Source organism: Eubacterium sp., assembly GCF_057858645.1.
Genome location: NZ_DBLZZO010000028.1, coordinates 18,686 through 34,898, shown reverse-complemented (window position 1 = coordinate 34,898; position 16,213 = coordinate 18,686). Strand labels below are relative to the sequence as shown.

The 16,213-nt window shown below is 33.0% G+C and carries 16 protein-coding genes and 4 tRNA genes; all 20 read left to right on the top strand.

The genetic code is table 11. From position 1 onward, the window contains the following. The first annotated feature begins 17 nt into the window (after positions 1-17). The 20 genes from ACZM4J_RS10030 (at position 18) to ACZM4J_RS09935 (ending at position 16,134) form a co-directional block, all read left to right on the top strand. A tRNA-Thr gene (locus ACZM4J_RS10030) sits at positions 18-90 on the top strand. Between the two features lie 35 nt (positions 91-125). Then, positions 126-207: transfer RNA gene (locus ACZM4J_RS10025), tRNA-Tyr, on the top strand. A gap of 42 nt (positions 208-249) precedes the next feature. Further along, a tRNA-Met gene (locus tag ACZM4J_RS10020) sits at positions 250-323 on the top strand. Between the two features lie 6 nt (positions 324-329). Beyond that, positions 330-402 (top strand) — tRNA-Phe (locus ACZM4J_RS10015). 396 nt (positions 403-798) lie between these two features. Continuing rightward, on the top strand, positions 799-2,088 hold the full coding sequence (locus ACZM4J_RS10010) for a chloride channel protein (RefSeq protein WP_489486071.1): 1,290 nt from the start codon (positions 799-801) through the stop codon (positions 2,086-2,088). A gap of 238 nt (positions 2,089-2,326) precedes the next feature. Continuing rightward, positions 2,327-3,244, top strand: coding sequence for a thioredoxin-disulfide reductase (trxB, locus tag ACZM4J_RS10005; protein ID WP_022164737.1), 918 nt, complete (start codon positions 2,327-2,329; stop codon positions 3,242-3,244). Positions 3,245-4,136: 892 nt separating this feature from the next. After that, on the top strand, positions 4,137-4,499 hold the full coding sequence (locus ACZM4J_RS10000; protein WP_022164736.1) for a hypothetical protein: 363 nt from the start codon (positions 4,137-4,139) through the stop codon (positions 4,497-4,499). Between the two features lie 237 nt (positions 4,500-4,736). Further along, on the top strand, positions 4,737-5,048 hold the full coding sequence (locus ACZM4J_RS09995) for a hypothetical protein (RefSeq protein ID WP_022164735.1): 312 nt from the start codon (positions 4,737-4,739) through the stop codon (positions 5,046-5,048). Further along, positions 5,029-5,211, top strand: coding sequence for a hypothetical protein (locus ACZM4J_RS09990; RefSeq protein WP_428244928.1), 183 nt, complete (start codon positions 5,029-5,031; stop codon positions 5,209-5,211). Before ACZM4J_RS09995 ends, ACZM4J_RS09990 begins: the two co-directional genes overlap by 20 nt. Positions 5,212-5,661: 450 nt before the next feature. Beyond that, complete coding sequence (locus ACZM4J_RS09985) at positions 5,662-6,321, top strand: amino acid ABC transporter permease (protein ID WP_022164761.1); 660 nt, start codon at positions 5,662-5,664, stop codon at positions 6,319-6,321. Beyond that, entirely contained in the window at positions 6,302-6,979 is a 678-nt protein-coding gene (locus tag ACZM4J_RS09980) for an amino acid ABC transporter permease (RefSeq protein WP_022164762.1), read from the top strand. The genes ACZM4J_RS09985 and ACZM4J_RS09980 overlap by 20 nt, the downstream gene beginning before the upstream one ends. Positions 6,980-6,990: 11 nt before the next feature. Beyond that, positions 6,991-7,737 (top strand): amino acid ABC transporter ATP-binding protein, encoded by a 747-nt coding sequence (locus tag ACZM4J_RS09975; protein ID WP_022164763.1) that lies wholly within the window; start codon positions 6,991-6,993, stop codon positions 7,735-7,737. A 383-nt stretch (positions 7,738-8,120) separates the two neighbouring features. After that, complete coding sequence (locus ACZM4J_RS09970) at positions 8,121-8,975, top strand: cysteine ABC transporter substrate-binding protein (protein ID WP_302689278.1); 855 nt, start codon at positions 8,121-8,123, stop codon at positions 8,973-8,975. Between the two features lie 302 nt (positions 8,976-9,277). Further along, on the top strand, positions 9,278-9,874 hold the full coding sequence (locus tag ACZM4J_RS09965; RefSeq protein WP_022164765.1) for a histidine phosphatase family protein: 597 nt from the start codon (positions 9,278-9,280) through the stop codon (positions 9,872-9,874). Positions 9,875-10,058: 184 nt separating this feature from the next. Further along, positions 10,059-10,496 carry a G protein-coupled receptor family protein gene (locus ACZM4J_RS09960; protein WP_302689279.1) on the top strand — a complete coding sequence of 146 codons (438 nt, stop codon included), beginning with the start codon at positions 10,059-10,061 and terminating at the stop codon, positions 10,494-10,496. Then, positions 10,496-11,458 (top strand): hypothetical protein, encoded by a 963-nt coding sequence (locus ACZM4J_RS09955; RefSeq protein ID WP_302689280.1) that lies wholly within the window; start codon positions 10,496-10,498, stop codon positions 11,456-11,458. Before ACZM4J_RS09960 ends, ACZM4J_RS09955 begins: the two co-directional genes overlap by 1 nt. Before the next feature lie 147 nt (positions 11,459-11,605). Next, a complete protein-coding gene (cdaA, locus tag ACZM4J_RS09950) occupies positions 11,606-12,490 on the top strand; it encodes a diadenylate cyclase CdaA (protein WP_489486069.1) in 885 nt (294 codons plus the stop codon). Continuing rightward, the gene (locus ACZM4J_RS09945) at positions 12,465-13,730 is read left to right on the top strand and encodes a CdaR family protein (RefSeq protein WP_022164768.1); all 1,266 of its coding nucleotides are present in this window, start codon (positions 12,465-12,467) and stop codon (positions 13,728-13,730) included. The genes cdaA and ACZM4J_RS09945 overlap by 26 nt, the downstream gene beginning before the upstream one ends. Before the next feature lie 17 nt (positions 13,731-13,747). After that, positions 13,748-14,770: a UDP-glucose 4-epimerase GalE gene (gene galE / locus ACZM4J_RS09940; RefSeq protein ID WP_022164769.1), complete on the top strand. Its 1,023-nt coding sequence runs from the start codon at positions 13,748-13,750 to the stop codon at positions 14,768-14,770. 32 nt (positions 14,771-14,802) lie between these two features. Continuing rightward, positions 14,803-16,134, top strand: coding sequence for an LCP family protein (locus ACZM4J_RS09935; protein WP_428244927.1), 1,332 nt, complete (start codon positions 14,803-14,805; stop codon positions 16,132-16,134). Positions 16,135-16,213: the final 79 nt, after the last annotated feature.

Sequence of the window (16,213 nt, the reverse complement as noted above, 5' to 3'; positions counted from 1 at the left end):
TGATAAAAAATAAATACGCCGATGTGGCTCAATTGGCAGAGCAGCTGATTTGTAATCAGCAGGTTAACGGTTCGAGTCCGTTCATCGGCTTTCTTGGAAAGGCTGTTCGCTTTCTAAGTTATTATGGGCAGATTCCCGAGTGGCCAAAGGGGGCAGACTGTAAATCTGTTGGCACCGCCTTCGAAGGTTCGAATCCTTCTCTGCCCAGTATTGCAAACAAGCAAGAAAAGAAATATAATAGAATAACAGCGCGGGGTGGAGCAGTCTGGAAGCTCGCCGGGCTCATAACCCGGAGGTCATAGGTTCAAATCCTATTCCCGCAACTCAATGCCCAGTTAGCTCAGTTGGTAGAGCAGAGGACTGAAAATCCTCGTGTCTCTGGTTCGATTCCGGAACTGGGCATTTGTTATGTGAAACTGTAGATGTTACCCGGTAATGTCTACAGTTTTTCTTTTATGTTAAAATGATAAAAGTTAAAAGTAAAAGAGTGATACAGATATGTTAATAGGTACATAAATGAATAGTATTTAGTCAATAATGAAGTTTTGTATAAAATAAATTTTCCGATTGATTTTGAATAAATAATGATATATGTTCTTAATTATGGGAAAAATATAAACTATATGCTAAAATAAAAAAGCAAATATAGAAAAGCAAATATAAAAAGAAAATATAAAAAGAAAATATAAAAAGAAAATATAAAAGAATATATAAAATAATATATAATAGGAAAGAAAATTAATATTAAGTAACACTAAAGCATTTTTATATATAGAAAAACGAAAAGGATGAGAAAAATTGGAAAAAGATACAAACAGAATAAATCGAAATAGAGTTTTATACAGATTTTATTCAGGGAGAATTAAAAGAGATATTAACAATTTTGTTAAATGGATTGTTTTGGCAATTATTGTAGGAGTTGTAGTTGGTGGAGCAAGTAGTTTTTTTGCCGGTTGTATAAAGCTGGTTACAAAAACAAGAGGTGAAAATCCATGGCTTTTTTTATGCTTGCCTATAGCAGGACTGGTTATTGTTTTTATGTATCAGAAGATTGATAAGTATGATGGCGGAACGAATCAGGTTTTATCAACGATTAGATCGAAAGATGATGTGCCTCTTAGATCAGCTCCTTTGATATTTGTGGCAACATTGCTTACTCATTTAACCGGTGGCTCTGCAGGAAGAGAAGGAGCGGCAATCCAATTTGGCGGAAGCATTGGAAATCAGTTGGGAAGAATTGTGCATTTAGATGAGTTTGACCATCATGTTATGGTAATGTGCGGTATGAGTGCGGCATTCTCGGCTGTTTTCGGTACACCGATGGCGGCTGCGGTGTTTGCAATGGAGGTTGTTAGTGTTGGTGTAATGTATTATGCTGCGTTGCTTCCATGTGTTGTTGCATCAATTATTGCTTCAGAATTTGCTGCGGGTATAGGGATTCATCCGGAATCCTTTCATGTTGTAAATATTCCGGAACTTAGTGTTGAAAGTGGCATTAAAATGTTAATAATAGCTGCCGGGTGTGGTTTGATTAGCATTTTGTTTTGTGTAGCTTTAAAATTTGCTGCAGGGATGTATACAAAATATTTGAAAAATCCTTATATAAGAGTATTTGTTGCAAGTTTAATTGTTATTGGAATTACGATTCTTTTGAATACGAAAGATTATATGGGAGCCGGAAGTGAATTAATCGCGAGAGCTATTGAATATGGAAAAGTACGCCCATTAGATTTTTTCTGGAAAATTATTTTGACGGCAATCACAATGCGTGCAGGATTCAGAGGTGGTGAAATTGTACCGGCTTTTTGTGTAGGAGCAACATTTGGCTGTCTGGCAGGACAGATTTTAGGATTTCCACCGTCACTTGCTACAGCTTCAGGAATGGTAGCTGTTTTTTGTGGTGTTACAAACTGTCCAATCACATCTATGTTAATAGCCTTTGAATTGTTTGGATTTGCCGGAGTATCATATTATCTGATAGCCATTGCTGTTAGTTACTCGTTATCAGGATATTACAGTTTATACAAAGATCAGACAATTGTTTATTCAAAATACAAGGCAAAGTATGTAAATAAAAAAGCAAGGTAATGAAAAATTGTAATGAAAGAATTGTGATTAAAGAACGGCAGTAGATAAAAGAATATGAAATAGCAAAACTTATTAGAGAGTTGATGCCATCAATGGAAATGACAAGAATGGTAAGCTCAGGAACTGAGTCGGTAATGAGTGCCATCACAGTTTGAGGCAATGTTTATTTCGGTGGCACATACTAAGGAAGATTTGGAAAAAACAGCAGAAATTATTAGAAAATATAAGGCGGTGTAATATGGAAAATATAAAAGATTTAGTTATTATTGGAAGTGGTCCCGCAGGACTTTCAGCGGCAGTATATGCCAGCAGGGCAATGATAGACCAGGTAGTTATAGAAAAAGAAATGTTTAGTGGCGGTCAGATTGTTACGACAGACAGAATTGATAATTATTTAGGTTTGTATGGTGAAAACGGTTATGATTTGTCCGTTAAGTTCAGACAACATGCAGATGAATTAAAGGTGCCATTTGTAGAGGGACAGGTTACATCTATAGAAGATAAGGGCGAGATAAAAGAAATAACATTGGTAAATGGTGACGTTATAAATACAAAAGCCATAATAATTGCAACAGGTGCAAAACACAAAGTGCTTGGTGTAAAAGGCGAAAAAGAATTAACAGGAGCAGGCGTTTCATATTGTGCCACATGTGATGGAGCCTTCTTTAGAAATAAAACAGTAGCAGTTGTTGGTGGCGGCGACGTTGCCCTTGAAGATGCTTTATATCTTGCAAACATTTGCGAAAAAGTTTATCTCATTCATCGAAGAAATGAATTAAGAGGAGCAAAAATCTTACAGGATAAAGTTTTAAAAAATGAAAAAATTCAGTTTATGCCTGAATATCAGGTAAGGGAAATTGCAGGTAACAACAAGGTAGAAAAAATTACTTTATTTAACAAGGCAAATGAAACTATGGAATTAGAAGTTTCAGGAATATTCATCGCTGTTGGTATGGAACCCCAGTGTGATTTTGCAAAAGGTGTTGTGGCAACAAACGAAAATGGCTACGTCATAGCAGGAGAAGATTGCAGAACTAATATAGACGGAATATACGCAGCAGGGGATATTAGAACAAAAAGCTTGCGACAGGTAGTAACTGCTGTAGCAGATGGAGCTGTGGCAATTAACTCATTGGAGCAGGACAGAAATAAATAGAATTGTTAGTTAGGTGAATTAGTGGAAGTTGAAAGAGGGATTAATGATAATACATTATTGTCAAAATTAAAAGAAGAAAAGGTGATAAAGTTAAAAGGTGGAATTTATCATCAGACACAAATCAAGTTAGCTTATAATTGATTATTTTTAAAGAGTGTCTAAAAAATAATATTGTGCCTTTCATCATAGAAGATGATTTGAAAATGTTTTACTATCGTGGATTAAAAGAATGGAACAATGGAAAAGGTTATTTAACGGACACGTGTTTAACAGCACAGGATAGACACAAGGTTTATTTGGATTATTTTCAAATTGAATATAAGTAAAAGTTAAAAAAACGACATGAACGTCAAAAAAACAACGTTTATGTCGTTTTTTTCGACGTTCGTGCAAATTGTATTGAAAACAAATAAGAATGTGAGTATACTGTGATGCGTATCAAAGCTTTGAACAAAAGAAAAATTATGAAAAAGAAGGGAAGTTTATCATGAGAGTAAAAAAGGAATTACATTTGTATTAATTTTAACACTAATTATTGTTATTCTGGTGGATACCAAAGTGCATATAAGGAATATAATCTTCCAAAGACACCATATAGTAAGGTTGTCAAGTTACCTGAAAAATGGAGAGCAGTTGCAGTTGACAGTGCGGAGGTAGGAGCAACACAATTTGTTACATTAAAGAGAGGGACAGGAAAATGGAAAGTTTCACTACAATGTAATCCTGTTTTAGCAGCATATTAAAATAGAAATATATTATTAATGTAATTATATTTTGAAATAAAAAATATATACATTGAAATTTGGCGAGTACAGTTGTATTGTATTAGTTGTATAATGAGATAAATGTATGAGTAACACATTATTTTTAAACATAGGAGTAGGAGGAAAAAATGAAAGAGTACATAAAGACAATTATAGCAATCATTTCGCTTATAATTGCAGATTTAACAAATAATGTCATTGGCAAATTTATTAAAGTTGCCAATAGTACATATAATATTAAACCATTTTGGTTTTCTGTTATTGGGGCTATTGTGGTAATTGCAATTTTTATTGAATTAAGTGTAAAGGTAAATAGCAAAAGCAAAATTGCACTTATAGTTGAATTTATAATTGCAGTTATCAATTTCGGCTATACCGTATTTCAGTACATTCATCATGGCACAATGCTTTTGGGAATTGTAGCAACATGTGTTATTATAATTGATAGTATTTATTGCTTAATCTTGAATTTAAAGAAAAGAAACGCTTAGATTGTAACATTACATTTTTGAGAAAAATACAATTTAATATTCATGTGTAGGAAAAAGCGACATTTATGTCGTTTTTTCTGTATATAAGTAAAACATTGATGAAAAGTTAAAGAGTTTAGGTATTAATCTAACAAATTAAAAGGTATCAAACACAGTTTATAAAGACATGCCTAAATTAGGAAAATTGTCCAAAAAGTGGATAAAAAAGAATTATTAAATTATAGGAGAATTCATTTAATGAGAGAATATGTAAAACTTTCCATAACTTTTTACAAGGAAAAAGCGGGAAGAAGAAAAATTAAAAAGGAGAAAGAACTACGTGAAAAATTAAAACCTTACATTGTGGGGGATGGTGGTTTGGTTTTGGGCTTCTATTACAAGTTGGACACAGCTAATGAGATATATTCTCAAGTATTGAAGTTCGCTAGGAATAAGCGGTGTGTAGATTTACATATAGAATACATTAATGAGTATACTACTGCTGAATTGGAGAGAGCAAAGTGTTTTCTATTAAGACCTAAGAAAACTTATGTACAAAAAAAGAAATAGTCATGAACATATAGTTGTGGATTCGGCTATAGATTTTTCAGAATATGACATGTACAAAACACTACAGTATTATGATGGGGAACAAAAGATAATTTTAAGCCCCAAACTGTATAGGCTTATTAAGCAGTTTATAAAAGTTCAGGAGATTACACCAATTTTTTAATATTTTCTTGACAAAGTAGAACTATGATATTATAATCCTATATAGTTGATAGGAAATAAAGGAATTGATTTTTTATTGATATTTATATAAAATATAGTGGTTGGTCAAAGTAGGTGATGCATCTGCTAAGGTAATCCACAATGCAGAATATAAATTTCAAAAGAGAATTTCTTTATAATCTACATTAATTTTGTAAGTAAGTTAGTTAGGAGGAAATTTTGATGAGTACAGTGAATACATTAATTAATAATAGTTGCTGTTGTTGTATGATGTGTTGTCACCAGGATTATGTCATACCTTATTTGTACTTGTCAGAAATTAGAAACTAATTTGTCAAATAAATATGATCACAATCTTGGGAAGTTATAATTAAACTTCCCAATTTTTATGCAGATAAATCATACTATTCAGATATGCAATAAAAACAATAAAGAGAAAGGAAGTTTAACAGTGGATATTGAATTTATACAAGAATATATACCTATGTATGTTGAAGCAGCTAAATTAACTTTAGGCATAGCTGTTGTGGGAATTATAATTTCCGTAGTAGTAGGACTTATTTGTGCAAATATACAATATTATAAAGTTCCTGTATTAAAAAGAATAGTTTCTATTTATATAGAGCTATCAAGAAATACACCACTTATTGTACAGTTATTTTTATTATACTTTGGCTTGCCAAAGGCAGGCATTGTACTTGATTCAGTAACATGTGCCATTGTAGGTCTTGGATTCTTAGGTGGCAGTTACATGGCTGAAAGTTTTAGAAGTGGTTTGGAATCAGTTGACAAGACACAGTTAGAGTTAGGGTTAAGCATAGGTCTTACACAGCCACAGATTATGAAAAACATCATAATTCCACAGGCGATGTCAGTGTCGGTACCCGCAATTTGCGCAAACATTATTTTTCTTATTAAGGAAACATCAGTGTTTAGTGCAGTAGCACTGGCAGACCTAATGTATGTGGCAAAAGACCTTATAGCCCTTTACTATAAAACAGATGAAGCATTATTAATGTTGGTAGTGGCATATTTAATTTTGTTATTACCTATATCAATTATTGCTACAATACTTGAAAGGAGATTAAGATATGCAGGATTTGGGAATTAGAGTCCTCTTTATGGGTGACAATTTTGCAAGACTTCTTTCAGGACTTTGGGTTACAGTTAGAATTTCATTAATTTCAGTTGTACTTTCAATTATATTAGGTGTACTTCTTGGAATGGTGATGACAATTAAGAACCCGGTTACAAAAGCCTTAACAAAAATTTATTTGGAATTTGTAAGAATTATGCCACAGCTTGTTTTACTGTTTTTAGTTTATTTCGGTTTAACAAAATCTTTCGGAATAAATTTATCAGGGGAAGCATCTTCAATAATTGTATTTACAATTTGGGGAACTGCTGAAATGGGAGATTTAGTAAGAGGTGCATTAATATCAATTCCAAAGCATCAGTATGAAAGTGGTGAGGTTATTGGATTAAACAAAATACAGATTTACAGATATATTATTATTCCACAGACATTGAGACGTTTAATTCCATTAGCAATTAACCTTACAACAAGAATGATTAAAACAACTTCTTTAATTGTTTTAATTGGCGTTGTAGAAGTAATGAAGGTTGCACAGCAGATTATTGAGGCAAACAGATACACAGCACCGGATGCAGCTTTGTGGATTTATGGAACAATATTTTTTCTATATTTTATTGTTTGCTGGCCTATTTCATTGTTGGCAGGCAGACTTGAGAAAAAATGGAAGGATTAAGGTGAAAAGATTTGAGTGAAAAAGAGAAACTGTTAGAAATACAGGATTTAGTAAAAGATTATGGTAATGGCCCGGTGTTAGATAAAGTATCACTGGATGTATATAAAGGAGACGTTATTGTTTTAATAGGACCATCAGGATGTGGAAAAAGTACACTTCTCAGATGTATCAATGGTCTTGAAGAAATTCAGTCAGGAAAGATTTTATTAGACGGTAACGAAATCACAGGTAAAAAAGCAAACTGGAGAGAGGTCAGACAGAAAATAGGTATGGTATTTCAAAGCTATGACTTATTTCCACACATGACAGTTCTTGATAATGTAATATTAGGACCTGTGAAAGCACAAAAAAGAAATAAGCAGGAAGCAATCAAAGAAGCTGAACAGTTGCTTGATCGAGTTGGACTTTTAAATAAGAAAGATTCATATCCAAGACAGTTGTCAGGTGGACAAAAGCAAAGAGTAGCCATTGTAAGAGCTTTAATAATGCATCCTGAAATAATTTTATTTGATGAAGTTACAGCAGCATTAGATCCTGAAATGGTTAGAGAAGTATTAGACGTTATGTTAGAACTTGCAAAACAGGGTTCAACAATGTTAATTGTTACTCACGAAATGGAATTTGCGAAAGCTGTAGCAGATAAGATTGTTTTCTTAGATGGAGGAAACATTGTAGAAACAGGAGAACCAAAAGAGTTCTTCAGCAATCCGAAAACAGAACGTGCAGGAAAATTCCTAAACACATTTGTTTTTGAATAGAAATTTGAATAAAGCATTTGCAAAATCGAATATTTCTGAAGCACTTATATGATTATAAGAAAGTGTTTCGGAGCCAATTGGTTGATTAAGATAATTTGATTTAATTATTCAAATCAGACAGGAATTTTGTTGAAACCGCTGGTATATATTTGTTGGGCAATCGAAAGTGCTTGGAGCCCGTCGGTTCATCAAGGCAGCGTAGTCGGCTTGATAGAACCGCTACGAGGCGGAGGCAGCGGGAGCGTGCTTTCGATGACTGACAAATATATATCAGCGGTGGAACAACGAAAGTGATTTTCGATAATCATATAAGTGCTTCAGAAAGAAGATTTGGCAAATGATTTTATAAAATAAAAAATTAATAACAAAAAGGAGAGAGAATTATGAAGAAGAAAATTTTAGCATTAGCATTAGCAGCAGTTTTAGTTGTGACAGGATTAACAGCATGCGGTTCAAAGAATGATGCAAAAACAGACAACGGTAAGGTTTACCGTACAGTTGATGAAATCAAGAAAAGCGGCACAATCAAAATTGGTGTATTCAGCGACAAGAACCCATTCGGTTACGTAGATGAAAAAGGTGAGTATCAGGGATACGATATTTACTTTGCAAAGAGAATAGCAAAAGACTTAGGCGTTAAGTTAGAATTTGTTTCAACAGAAGCAGCTAACAGAGTTGAATATTTAAAGACAGGTAAGGTTGATATTACACTTGCAAACTTTACAGTAACAGATGAACGTGCAGAGTCAGTTGATTTCGCACTTCCATACATGAAAGTTGCATTAGGTGTTGTATCACCAGACAAGGCACTTATTAAGTCAGTTGATGATTTAAAAGGCAAGAAACTTATTGTTGCAAAGGGAACAACAGCAGAAGCTTACTTCGAAAAGAATTACCCTGATGTACAGTTAGTAAAATTTGACCAGTATACAGAGACTTACAATGCTTTATTAGACGGCAGAGGAGATGCAATGTCAACAGATAACACAGAAGTGTTAGCTTGGGCTCTTAAGAACAAAGGCTTCTCTGTAGGAGTTCAGTCAATTGGAGAAACTCAGACAATTGCACCTGCTGTATCAAAGGGTAACAGCTCATTATTAAAATGGCTTAACGATGAAACAAAGGCATTAGCAAAAGAAAAATTCTTCCACAAGGATTACAAGGAAACACTTGAACCTGTATATGGTGACCAGGTAAATCCTGACGACCTTGTTGTTGAAGGTGGAAAAGTAGAATAAATTAGCAATTAAAATTATATTAAGTAATAAGTAGTGGTGGTGTTAGAAAATAACATCACCACTATTGTATATATGGAAAAAATTATGTAGACTAATGTATAGAAAAAAAGCTATTTATGCTATATATTATTGTATATGAACAATGGATTTACGCAAAAGAGAAATTCAAAAAAGAATATACAATAAAAATTGGTTAAATTACTAACAATGACAAATATACGAAATTACAAATGAATTAATATTGGTGCTAAAGAATATTTAGGATTATAATTGACAAAATTAACAGAAAAGAGATGACAGAAATGAATATTTATATTGCAAGACATGGCGAGACAATTTGGAACAAGTCAAGACTACTTCAGGGAAGCAAAGATATTGAATTATGCGATGACGGTAGAGCGATTGCATACGAGAGAGCAAAACAAATAGCAGATGTTGACTTCGACATTGTGTACAGTTCACCATTGAAAAGAGCCTACGAAACAGCCTGTATACTAAGAGGTGATAGGGATATACCGATTATTAAGGACGACAGATTAAGAGAAGTGAACTTTGGAATTAATGAAGGAAAATGTTCCTTGGAGTTAAAGAAAGATAAGAACAGTCCAATATACAAATTTTTCGAGGACCCGGGCAATTATCAGCCACCGGAAGGTGGAGAGTCGCTACATGATGTGTGCAAGAGAACCAAAGAGTTTATGGAAGAAATTATTGAGCCACAGAAAGATAAGTTAAGCAATGTTCTTATTGCAGGGCATGGCGCAATGAATAAAGGAATAATGTGTCATGTTTTAAATCATCCTATTAAGGAATATTGGAGTGGCGGTCTGCAGAAAAACTGTGGTATCATCATTGTTAAGTTAGATGAAAATGGTTATGAAAAAATAGGCGAAATATAAAATTAAAAAAGAAATATGAAATTAAGAAAAAATAAGCGTACTAAAAGGTAACTGTTATTAAGTTAGTAATGGCGATTGATCTTTTGATACGCTTATTTGTTGCACTAAAAAGAGGCTTATGCTAAAATAGAAAATAATTATGGGTTTTTGTACCTATTTGAAAAAATGCTGAGGTATAAGGTGTATGTTAAATAACGAAAAAATTACTTTAATGACAAAATTGTCACTATACGAACAGAAAAATGGAAAAAAAGAAATAAAATCAAGCAAGTATTTTAAAAGTGATTATATGTTATTAAAAATGGTAAGTTCATTTTTTTGTATAACATTTGCTTACTTACTTTGCTTAGCATTATGGATTATGTACAGCTCAGACAGAATGATATCCACGCTGACAACTACAGGAAAAATAATAGCATTGGTTACTGTTTTAGTAATTGTTTACATTGCAGCAACTGTGGTGTACATGATGTTTAGTTATGCATTTTTTTCACATAAGTTTAGGAAAACAAGAAAGAACCTTAAAGAATACAACGGAGATTTGAAAACACTCCATAGAATACAAGAGTTAGAATATGATGCGATTATTAATGAATTAGAAGAAGGAGGCAGGGAAGAATAATGACATCCCTTATTGAGTTAAAAGAGAAGATTAAAAATTTTTATGGTAGTTATGAATTTGTAGTTAGACCAATTATAAGATTCCTTGCCGGATTGATTTCATTACTACTTATAAAGGCAAACGTAGGTTATATGGATTTGTTATCCTCATGGATTGTAGTGCTTGGCGTAGCTGTTATATGCGCATTCCTTCCTTGGGGAACCATTACTTTAGTTTTGGCTGTGGATATAGTTATGAATATATTTGCAGTATCTGTGGAACTTGGTGGTATGGTTGCAATCATAATGATAATTATGTTTTTGCTATTTTTCAGATTTTCACCAAAACAGGGGATGCTTTTAGTATTTGTGCCTTTGGCATTTTTCTTAAAAATCCCTTATATAGTACCTATTATTGCCGGTTTGGTTTGTACTCCGGCAGCAGTTGTTTCGGTTATATTTGGAACAATTATCTACTATATAATTTATATAATTAGTGAGAATCTTTCTGCTTTAACAGGAAGCTCAAGGGGAGCAATAAGCACTGCAAACATTAATTCAATTATTAATATGATTAACAGTAACACTGAAATGATTTTGGCAATTATAGCCTTTACAATTACAACATTGGTAGTTTATTCAATTAAAAGATTATCAATTGACAATGCGTGGACAATTGCCATAATTACGGGAAGTGTGCTTGAATTTGTTGTTATTTTAGTTGGCAATTTAGTCTTAAAAAATGACAATTCAGTTGCATGGACGGTCATCGGAACACTTATTTCATTGGTGATTGCCTTTGTAGTGCAGTTCTTTGTATTTTCAGTGGACTATTCAAGAACTGAGCATACACAGTTTGAAGATGATGAGTATTACTATTACGTTAAGGCTGTACCAAAGATGAATGTGGCAGCACCTGAGATGAATGTAAAGAGAATCAATGCTCAAAGAAGAAAAAAAGGAAAAGGAAACAAGAGAGCTTAATTTAATACTTTTTATGGGACAGCAAAAAGTTTACTTATATTTCATAAAATAAATATATTTAAGTGAAATAAATATGTTGGTGGAAAAGTATAATTAAGTAATAATATAGATATTTATTGGTTTTGAATAAGAAGAAAGGAGAGAACAGTGGGAACAGCATTAGATTATATACATAATTTTTTTGAAAAATATCTTACAATTCCGGAGATATATCCAAGTGATATTTTTGAAATTGTCACTATTTCCGTACTTTGCTATTATGTAATCTTATGGTTTAGAAAAAGTAGAGCCTGGACTTTACTAAAGGGAATTTTTATGATTGTTATTTTTATGGTAATAACAACTATTTTCCACCTCACAACTCTTCAATGGATTATAAATAAAACATTAAGTGCAGGAATAATAGCAATTGTAATAATTTTCCAGCCTGAACTTCGTAGAGCGTTGGAAGAATTAGGAAAGAAAAATGTATTCTTCAAATTGTTCAAATTAGGAAATAATTTAGAAGGTGAGAGATTTAGTGACAAGACAATCGAAGAAATTACAAGAGCAACTCTCGAAATGGCAAAGGTAAAAACTGGAGCGTTGATGGTAATTTCAAGAGATCACGACTTAAGCCAGTATATTGAAACAGGAATCAGACTGGACGCAAGAATTACAAGCCAGTTGCTTGTAAATATCTTTGAGAAGAACACACCATTACACGATGGTGCAGTTGTTATTGAAGGAGACAGAATTACAGCGGCAACATGTTATTTGCCATTATCAGACAGCATATCCTTAAGCAAGGATTTAGGTACAAGACATAGAGCAGGACTAGGCTTAAGCGAAGTTAGTGACTGTGTTGTTATTATTGTGTCTGAAGAAAATGGTAGTATTTCCATTGCAAGAGATGGCAAGCTTATAAGATATGCAGACACCGCAGTATTGAAAAATGAATTAATAAAGGCCCAGGACAAAGTTGAAACAAAAGATAAGAAGAAATTTTGGAAAGGAAGGGACCGCAATGAAAAAAATGATCATGAAGATTAAAGAATCATTAACACATAATGTAGGCGTTAAAATTGTTGCGGTGATTATTGCCACATTAATTTGGCTTACTGTAATAAATATAACTGACCCTGAAAAAACTGTAGTTATATATGGTGTACCGGTAACGGTGACACATGAAGAGGCTATTAGTGATTTGGATATGGTATATGAAGTTAAAAACAATAAATATGTAAACATAACTATTTCAGGCAAAAGATCTGTTGTTGGAAAATTATCAGCAGATGATTTTAAGGCTATTGCTTCTTTAAAGGAACTATCAAAAGTTAATTCAGTTCCAATTGAAGTATCAGCTAAGCAGGGCTCAATTGCCAGAAAAGTGACCATTGAGAAACAGTCTATGCAAACTTTGATGGTTAATGTTGAACAGATAGAAAAGCAGAATTTTGATGTTCATGTTGAGTATAGCGGAAGTGCTGCTTCAGGCTATGTAGCAAATGGTTATACCCTTTCAAAGAATACTATTTCTATTAAGGCACCTACTTCAATATTGAAGAATATTTCAAAGGTAGTGGCTGAATGTGAACTAGAAGGCAATAGTACAACCTTTACAAAGAAATGCCCATTAGTTATGTATGACAATGATGGTAATGTTATCAAAACAGGTCATGTAACAATGTCCAGCAAAAAAGTTGAGGTAACAGTAGATATTGCCCAGGAAAAAGAAGTACCTGTTGAACTTGGAAAAATTGGCAATCCACCTGAAGGCTATGAAGTAAAGAGCACCTTGCTTTCAACAAACAAAGTTAAGTTAGTTGGTAGCAGTGATGTGTTAGCTACAATTGATAAGATAACATTAAGTGATGATATTGATATATCAAAAGAAACTGAAAATTATTCAAAAACTATTGATTTAACAAAATACATTCCTGAAGGAGTAACTATTTCAGATGGTTCTAACGTTACAGTTGAAATAGAAATAAGTAAATTAGCAACTAAGAAAATTACTATAAAATCTTCAAATATTAAAATTATAAATGAAGATAATACTAACGCTAAGGTATTAGATAGTGTTAAGTTCACAGTGCAGGGTGATAGTGATGCAATATCTAAACTAAAAACAAGTGATATTACGGCAACTATCAATGTAGAAAAGTTAGCAACAGGAAAACATAATGTTGTAGTTCAGCTAACTTTACCTGACAAAGTAATTGTAACTGAAGAGGTAAAGGTACCGGTTGAAATTAAAGAAAAAGATGTTACAGCAACCGGTAAAGAGTAAACAGGAGGAAAGGTTTTATGAGTACAATTTTAGTAGCAGGTGGCGCAGGTTATATTGGAAGTCATACTTGTGTTGAATTATTAAATGCAGGTTATGATGTAGTAGTTGTGGACAATTTAAGTAATTCTTCAAAGGAATCACTTAACAGAGTTAAACAGATTACAGGAAAAGACGTAAAATTCTATGAGGCAGATGTTGCAGACCAGCCAAAGATGAGAGAAATCTTTGAAGAAAATAAAATTTTTGCAGTAATCAATTTTGCAGGCTTAAAAGCAGTAGGCGAGTCTGTAGAAAAGCCATTAGAATATTATAAGAATAATATTTCAGGAACAATAAATATGTGTGAAGTTATGAGAGAATATGGTGTTAAGAATATTATATTCAGCTCATCAGCAACAGTTTACGGTGATCCTGAAGAAGTACCTATTACAGAAGAATGTCCAAAGGGCCAGTGTACAAATCCTTATGGTTGGACAAAGTCAATGCTTGAGCAGATTTTAACAGATATTCAGAAAGCAGATCCTGAATGGAATGTTATTTTACTTCGTTACTTTAATCCAATTGGTGCACATAAGAGTGGCTTAATGGGTGAAGATCCAAATGGTATACCAAACAATTTAATGCCTTATGTAATGAAGGTTGCAATTGGTCAGTTGCCACAGGTTAATGTTTTTGGAAATGATTATCCAACACCTGATGGCACAGGCGTAAGAGATTACATCCATGTTGTAGATTTAGCAGACGGTCATGTTAAGGCAATTAAGAAGATTGAAGAAAATCCTGGTCTTAAGATTTACAACTTAGGTACAGGAAAAGGATACAGCGTACTTGATGTAATTAACAATGTAAGTAAGGCTGTAGGAAAAGAAATTCCGTATGTAATTGCACCAAGAAGAGCAGGCGATATTGCTGAATGTTATTCAGATGCAACATTAGCTAAGGAAGAACTTGGCTGGGAAGCTAAAAACGGAATCAAGGAAATGTGCGAAGATTCATGGAATTGGCAGAAAAAGAATCCAAATGGATATAATGATAAATAAATAAATAAAAAACATATGATAGGAGAAAGCCGGTGAGTTCTAATAAGACTATTAAAAATCCAGGTAAACAATTAAAAAAACTAAAGATATTCAGAAGAATAATGACTACCTTAGAAGTGATTTTTGGAATAATTTTTATTTCAGTTGCAGTGGTTATGTTTGTACCAGGTGTTAAAACAGAATTGGTAAAAGCAGCAGCAACAACTTCTATAGGAAAGAAGTTTATATCCTGGATGGGAAGCAAGGCGTATGCAGACAGCGTATTAGATAAGAATTTTAACAGCAAGAATTTAAAGACTAACAAATTAAAATACAACTATTCACAGGAATACACAAACTTTGTTTTGTTTGGTGTAGATTCAAGAGAAGGTGAAGTTGACACATCAAACAGTGATTCTATTTTAATTGTTAGTATTCACAACACAACAAAAGAAGTTAAGATGGTATCTGTTTACAGAGACACAATGCTTGGAATTTGTGACAAGACAGGAACAATTAACCAATATTTCAAAGTTAATTCAGCATATTCTTACGGTGGTCCGGAAGGAGCCATTAACACTTTGAATTTGAATTTAGATTTGGATTTGAAAGATTATGTAACAGTTAACTTTGGTGGAGTTGCAGACATCATTACAAAATTAGGTGGTATAACAGTTAATTTAACTGACGATGAACTTGCACAGCTTAACCACCATTTAAAGAGTACAATTAGCTCAACAGGTCGGTATGCACCACAGGTTGCACACAGCGGAAAAAATATTAAGTTAAATGGAATACAGGCAACAACATATTGTAGAATACGAAAAGCAACATTCTACGATCCAAAGACAGGCGAACCTGTTTCAGACGATTTCGGAAGAGCAGCACGTCAGCGTTCTGTAATGGAAAAATTAGTAGAAAAAGCTAAAAAAGCCGGCGTAAGCGAACTTCAGGGAATGGTTGAAACAGTATTAAATGATAAAAATGCAAAGGGACAGATTATTACAACAAGTTTTAAATTTGATGAAATTGTTAATTTGTTACCAATCATTTTTGATTTTAAGTTGTCAGGAAGTACAGGTTTCCCATCAACATTACAGACAGGAACATTTGATGGCACAAGTTATGTTGTGGCAAGTGGTTTAAGCAATAATGTTTCTAAATTGCATGAGTATCTTTATGGTGAAAAGAATTATGTTCCTACAGAGAATGTTAATTCTGTAGATTATGCAGTAACTTCAAAAACAGGAATTAGTGAAAACAGCGCAGGATTTAATCCAACAGAAAAAGTAGATGGAACTTCTACTTCTAAAGATGGCAAGCAGCCGGAAACAACTGAAAGTAGCTTTGAATATGATGACAAAGGAAAAAGTGATTTTTACTAAAACGTTTTATTTTAACATTTAAAACACAAAATAATCACATATCGACTTTATACTTCTAGATATACGATAAACAATAAAG

Excerpts from the sequence above, each read along its gene's own strand:
- trxB (WP_022164737.1), top strand. The coding sequence starts at position 2,327 with ATGGAAAATATAAAAGATTTAGTTATTATTGGAAGTGGTCCCGCAGGA.
- ACZM4J_RS09955 (WP_302689280.1), top strand. The coding sequence starts at position 10,496 with ATGACATCCCTTATTGAGTTAAAAGAGAAGATTAAAAATTTTTATGGT.
- ACZM4J_RS09980 (WP_022164762.1), top strand. The coding sequence starts at position 6,302 with ATGCAGGATTTGGGAATTAGAGTCCTCTTTATGGGTGACAATTTTGCA.
- ACZM4J_RS09990 (WP_428244928.1), top strand. The coding sequence starts at position 5,029 with ATGTACAAAAAAAGAAATAGTCATGAACATATAGTTGTGGATTCGGCT.
- ACZM4J_RS09995 (WP_022164735.1), top strand. The coding sequence starts at position 4,737 with ATGAGAGAATATGTAAAACTTTCCATAACTTTTTACAAGGAAAAAGCG.
- galE (WP_022164769.1), top strand. The coding sequence starts at position 13,748 with ATGAGTACAATTTTAGTAGCAGGTGGCGCAGGTTATATTGGAAGTCAT.
- ACZM4J_RS09945 (WP_022164768.1), top strand. The coding sequence starts at position 12,465 with ATGAAAAAAATGATCATGAAGATTAAAGAATCATTAACACATAATGTA.
- ACZM4J_RS09970 (WP_302689278.1), top strand. The coding sequence starts at position 8,121 with ATGAAGAAGAAAATTTTAGCATTAGCATTAGCAGCAGTTTTAGTTGTG.
- ACZM4J_RS09965 (WP_022164765.1), top strand. The coding sequence starts at position 9,278 with ATGAATATTTATATTGCAAGACATGGCGAGACAATTTGGAACAAGTCA.
- ACZM4J_RS09960 (WP_302689279.1), top strand. The coding sequence starts at position 10,059 with ATGTTAAATAACGAAAAAATTACTTTAATGACAAAATTGTCACTATAC.
- ACZM4J_RS10000 (WP_022164736.1), top strand. The coding sequence starts at position 4,137 with ATGAAAGAGTACATAAAGACAATTATAGCAATCATTTCGCTTATAATT.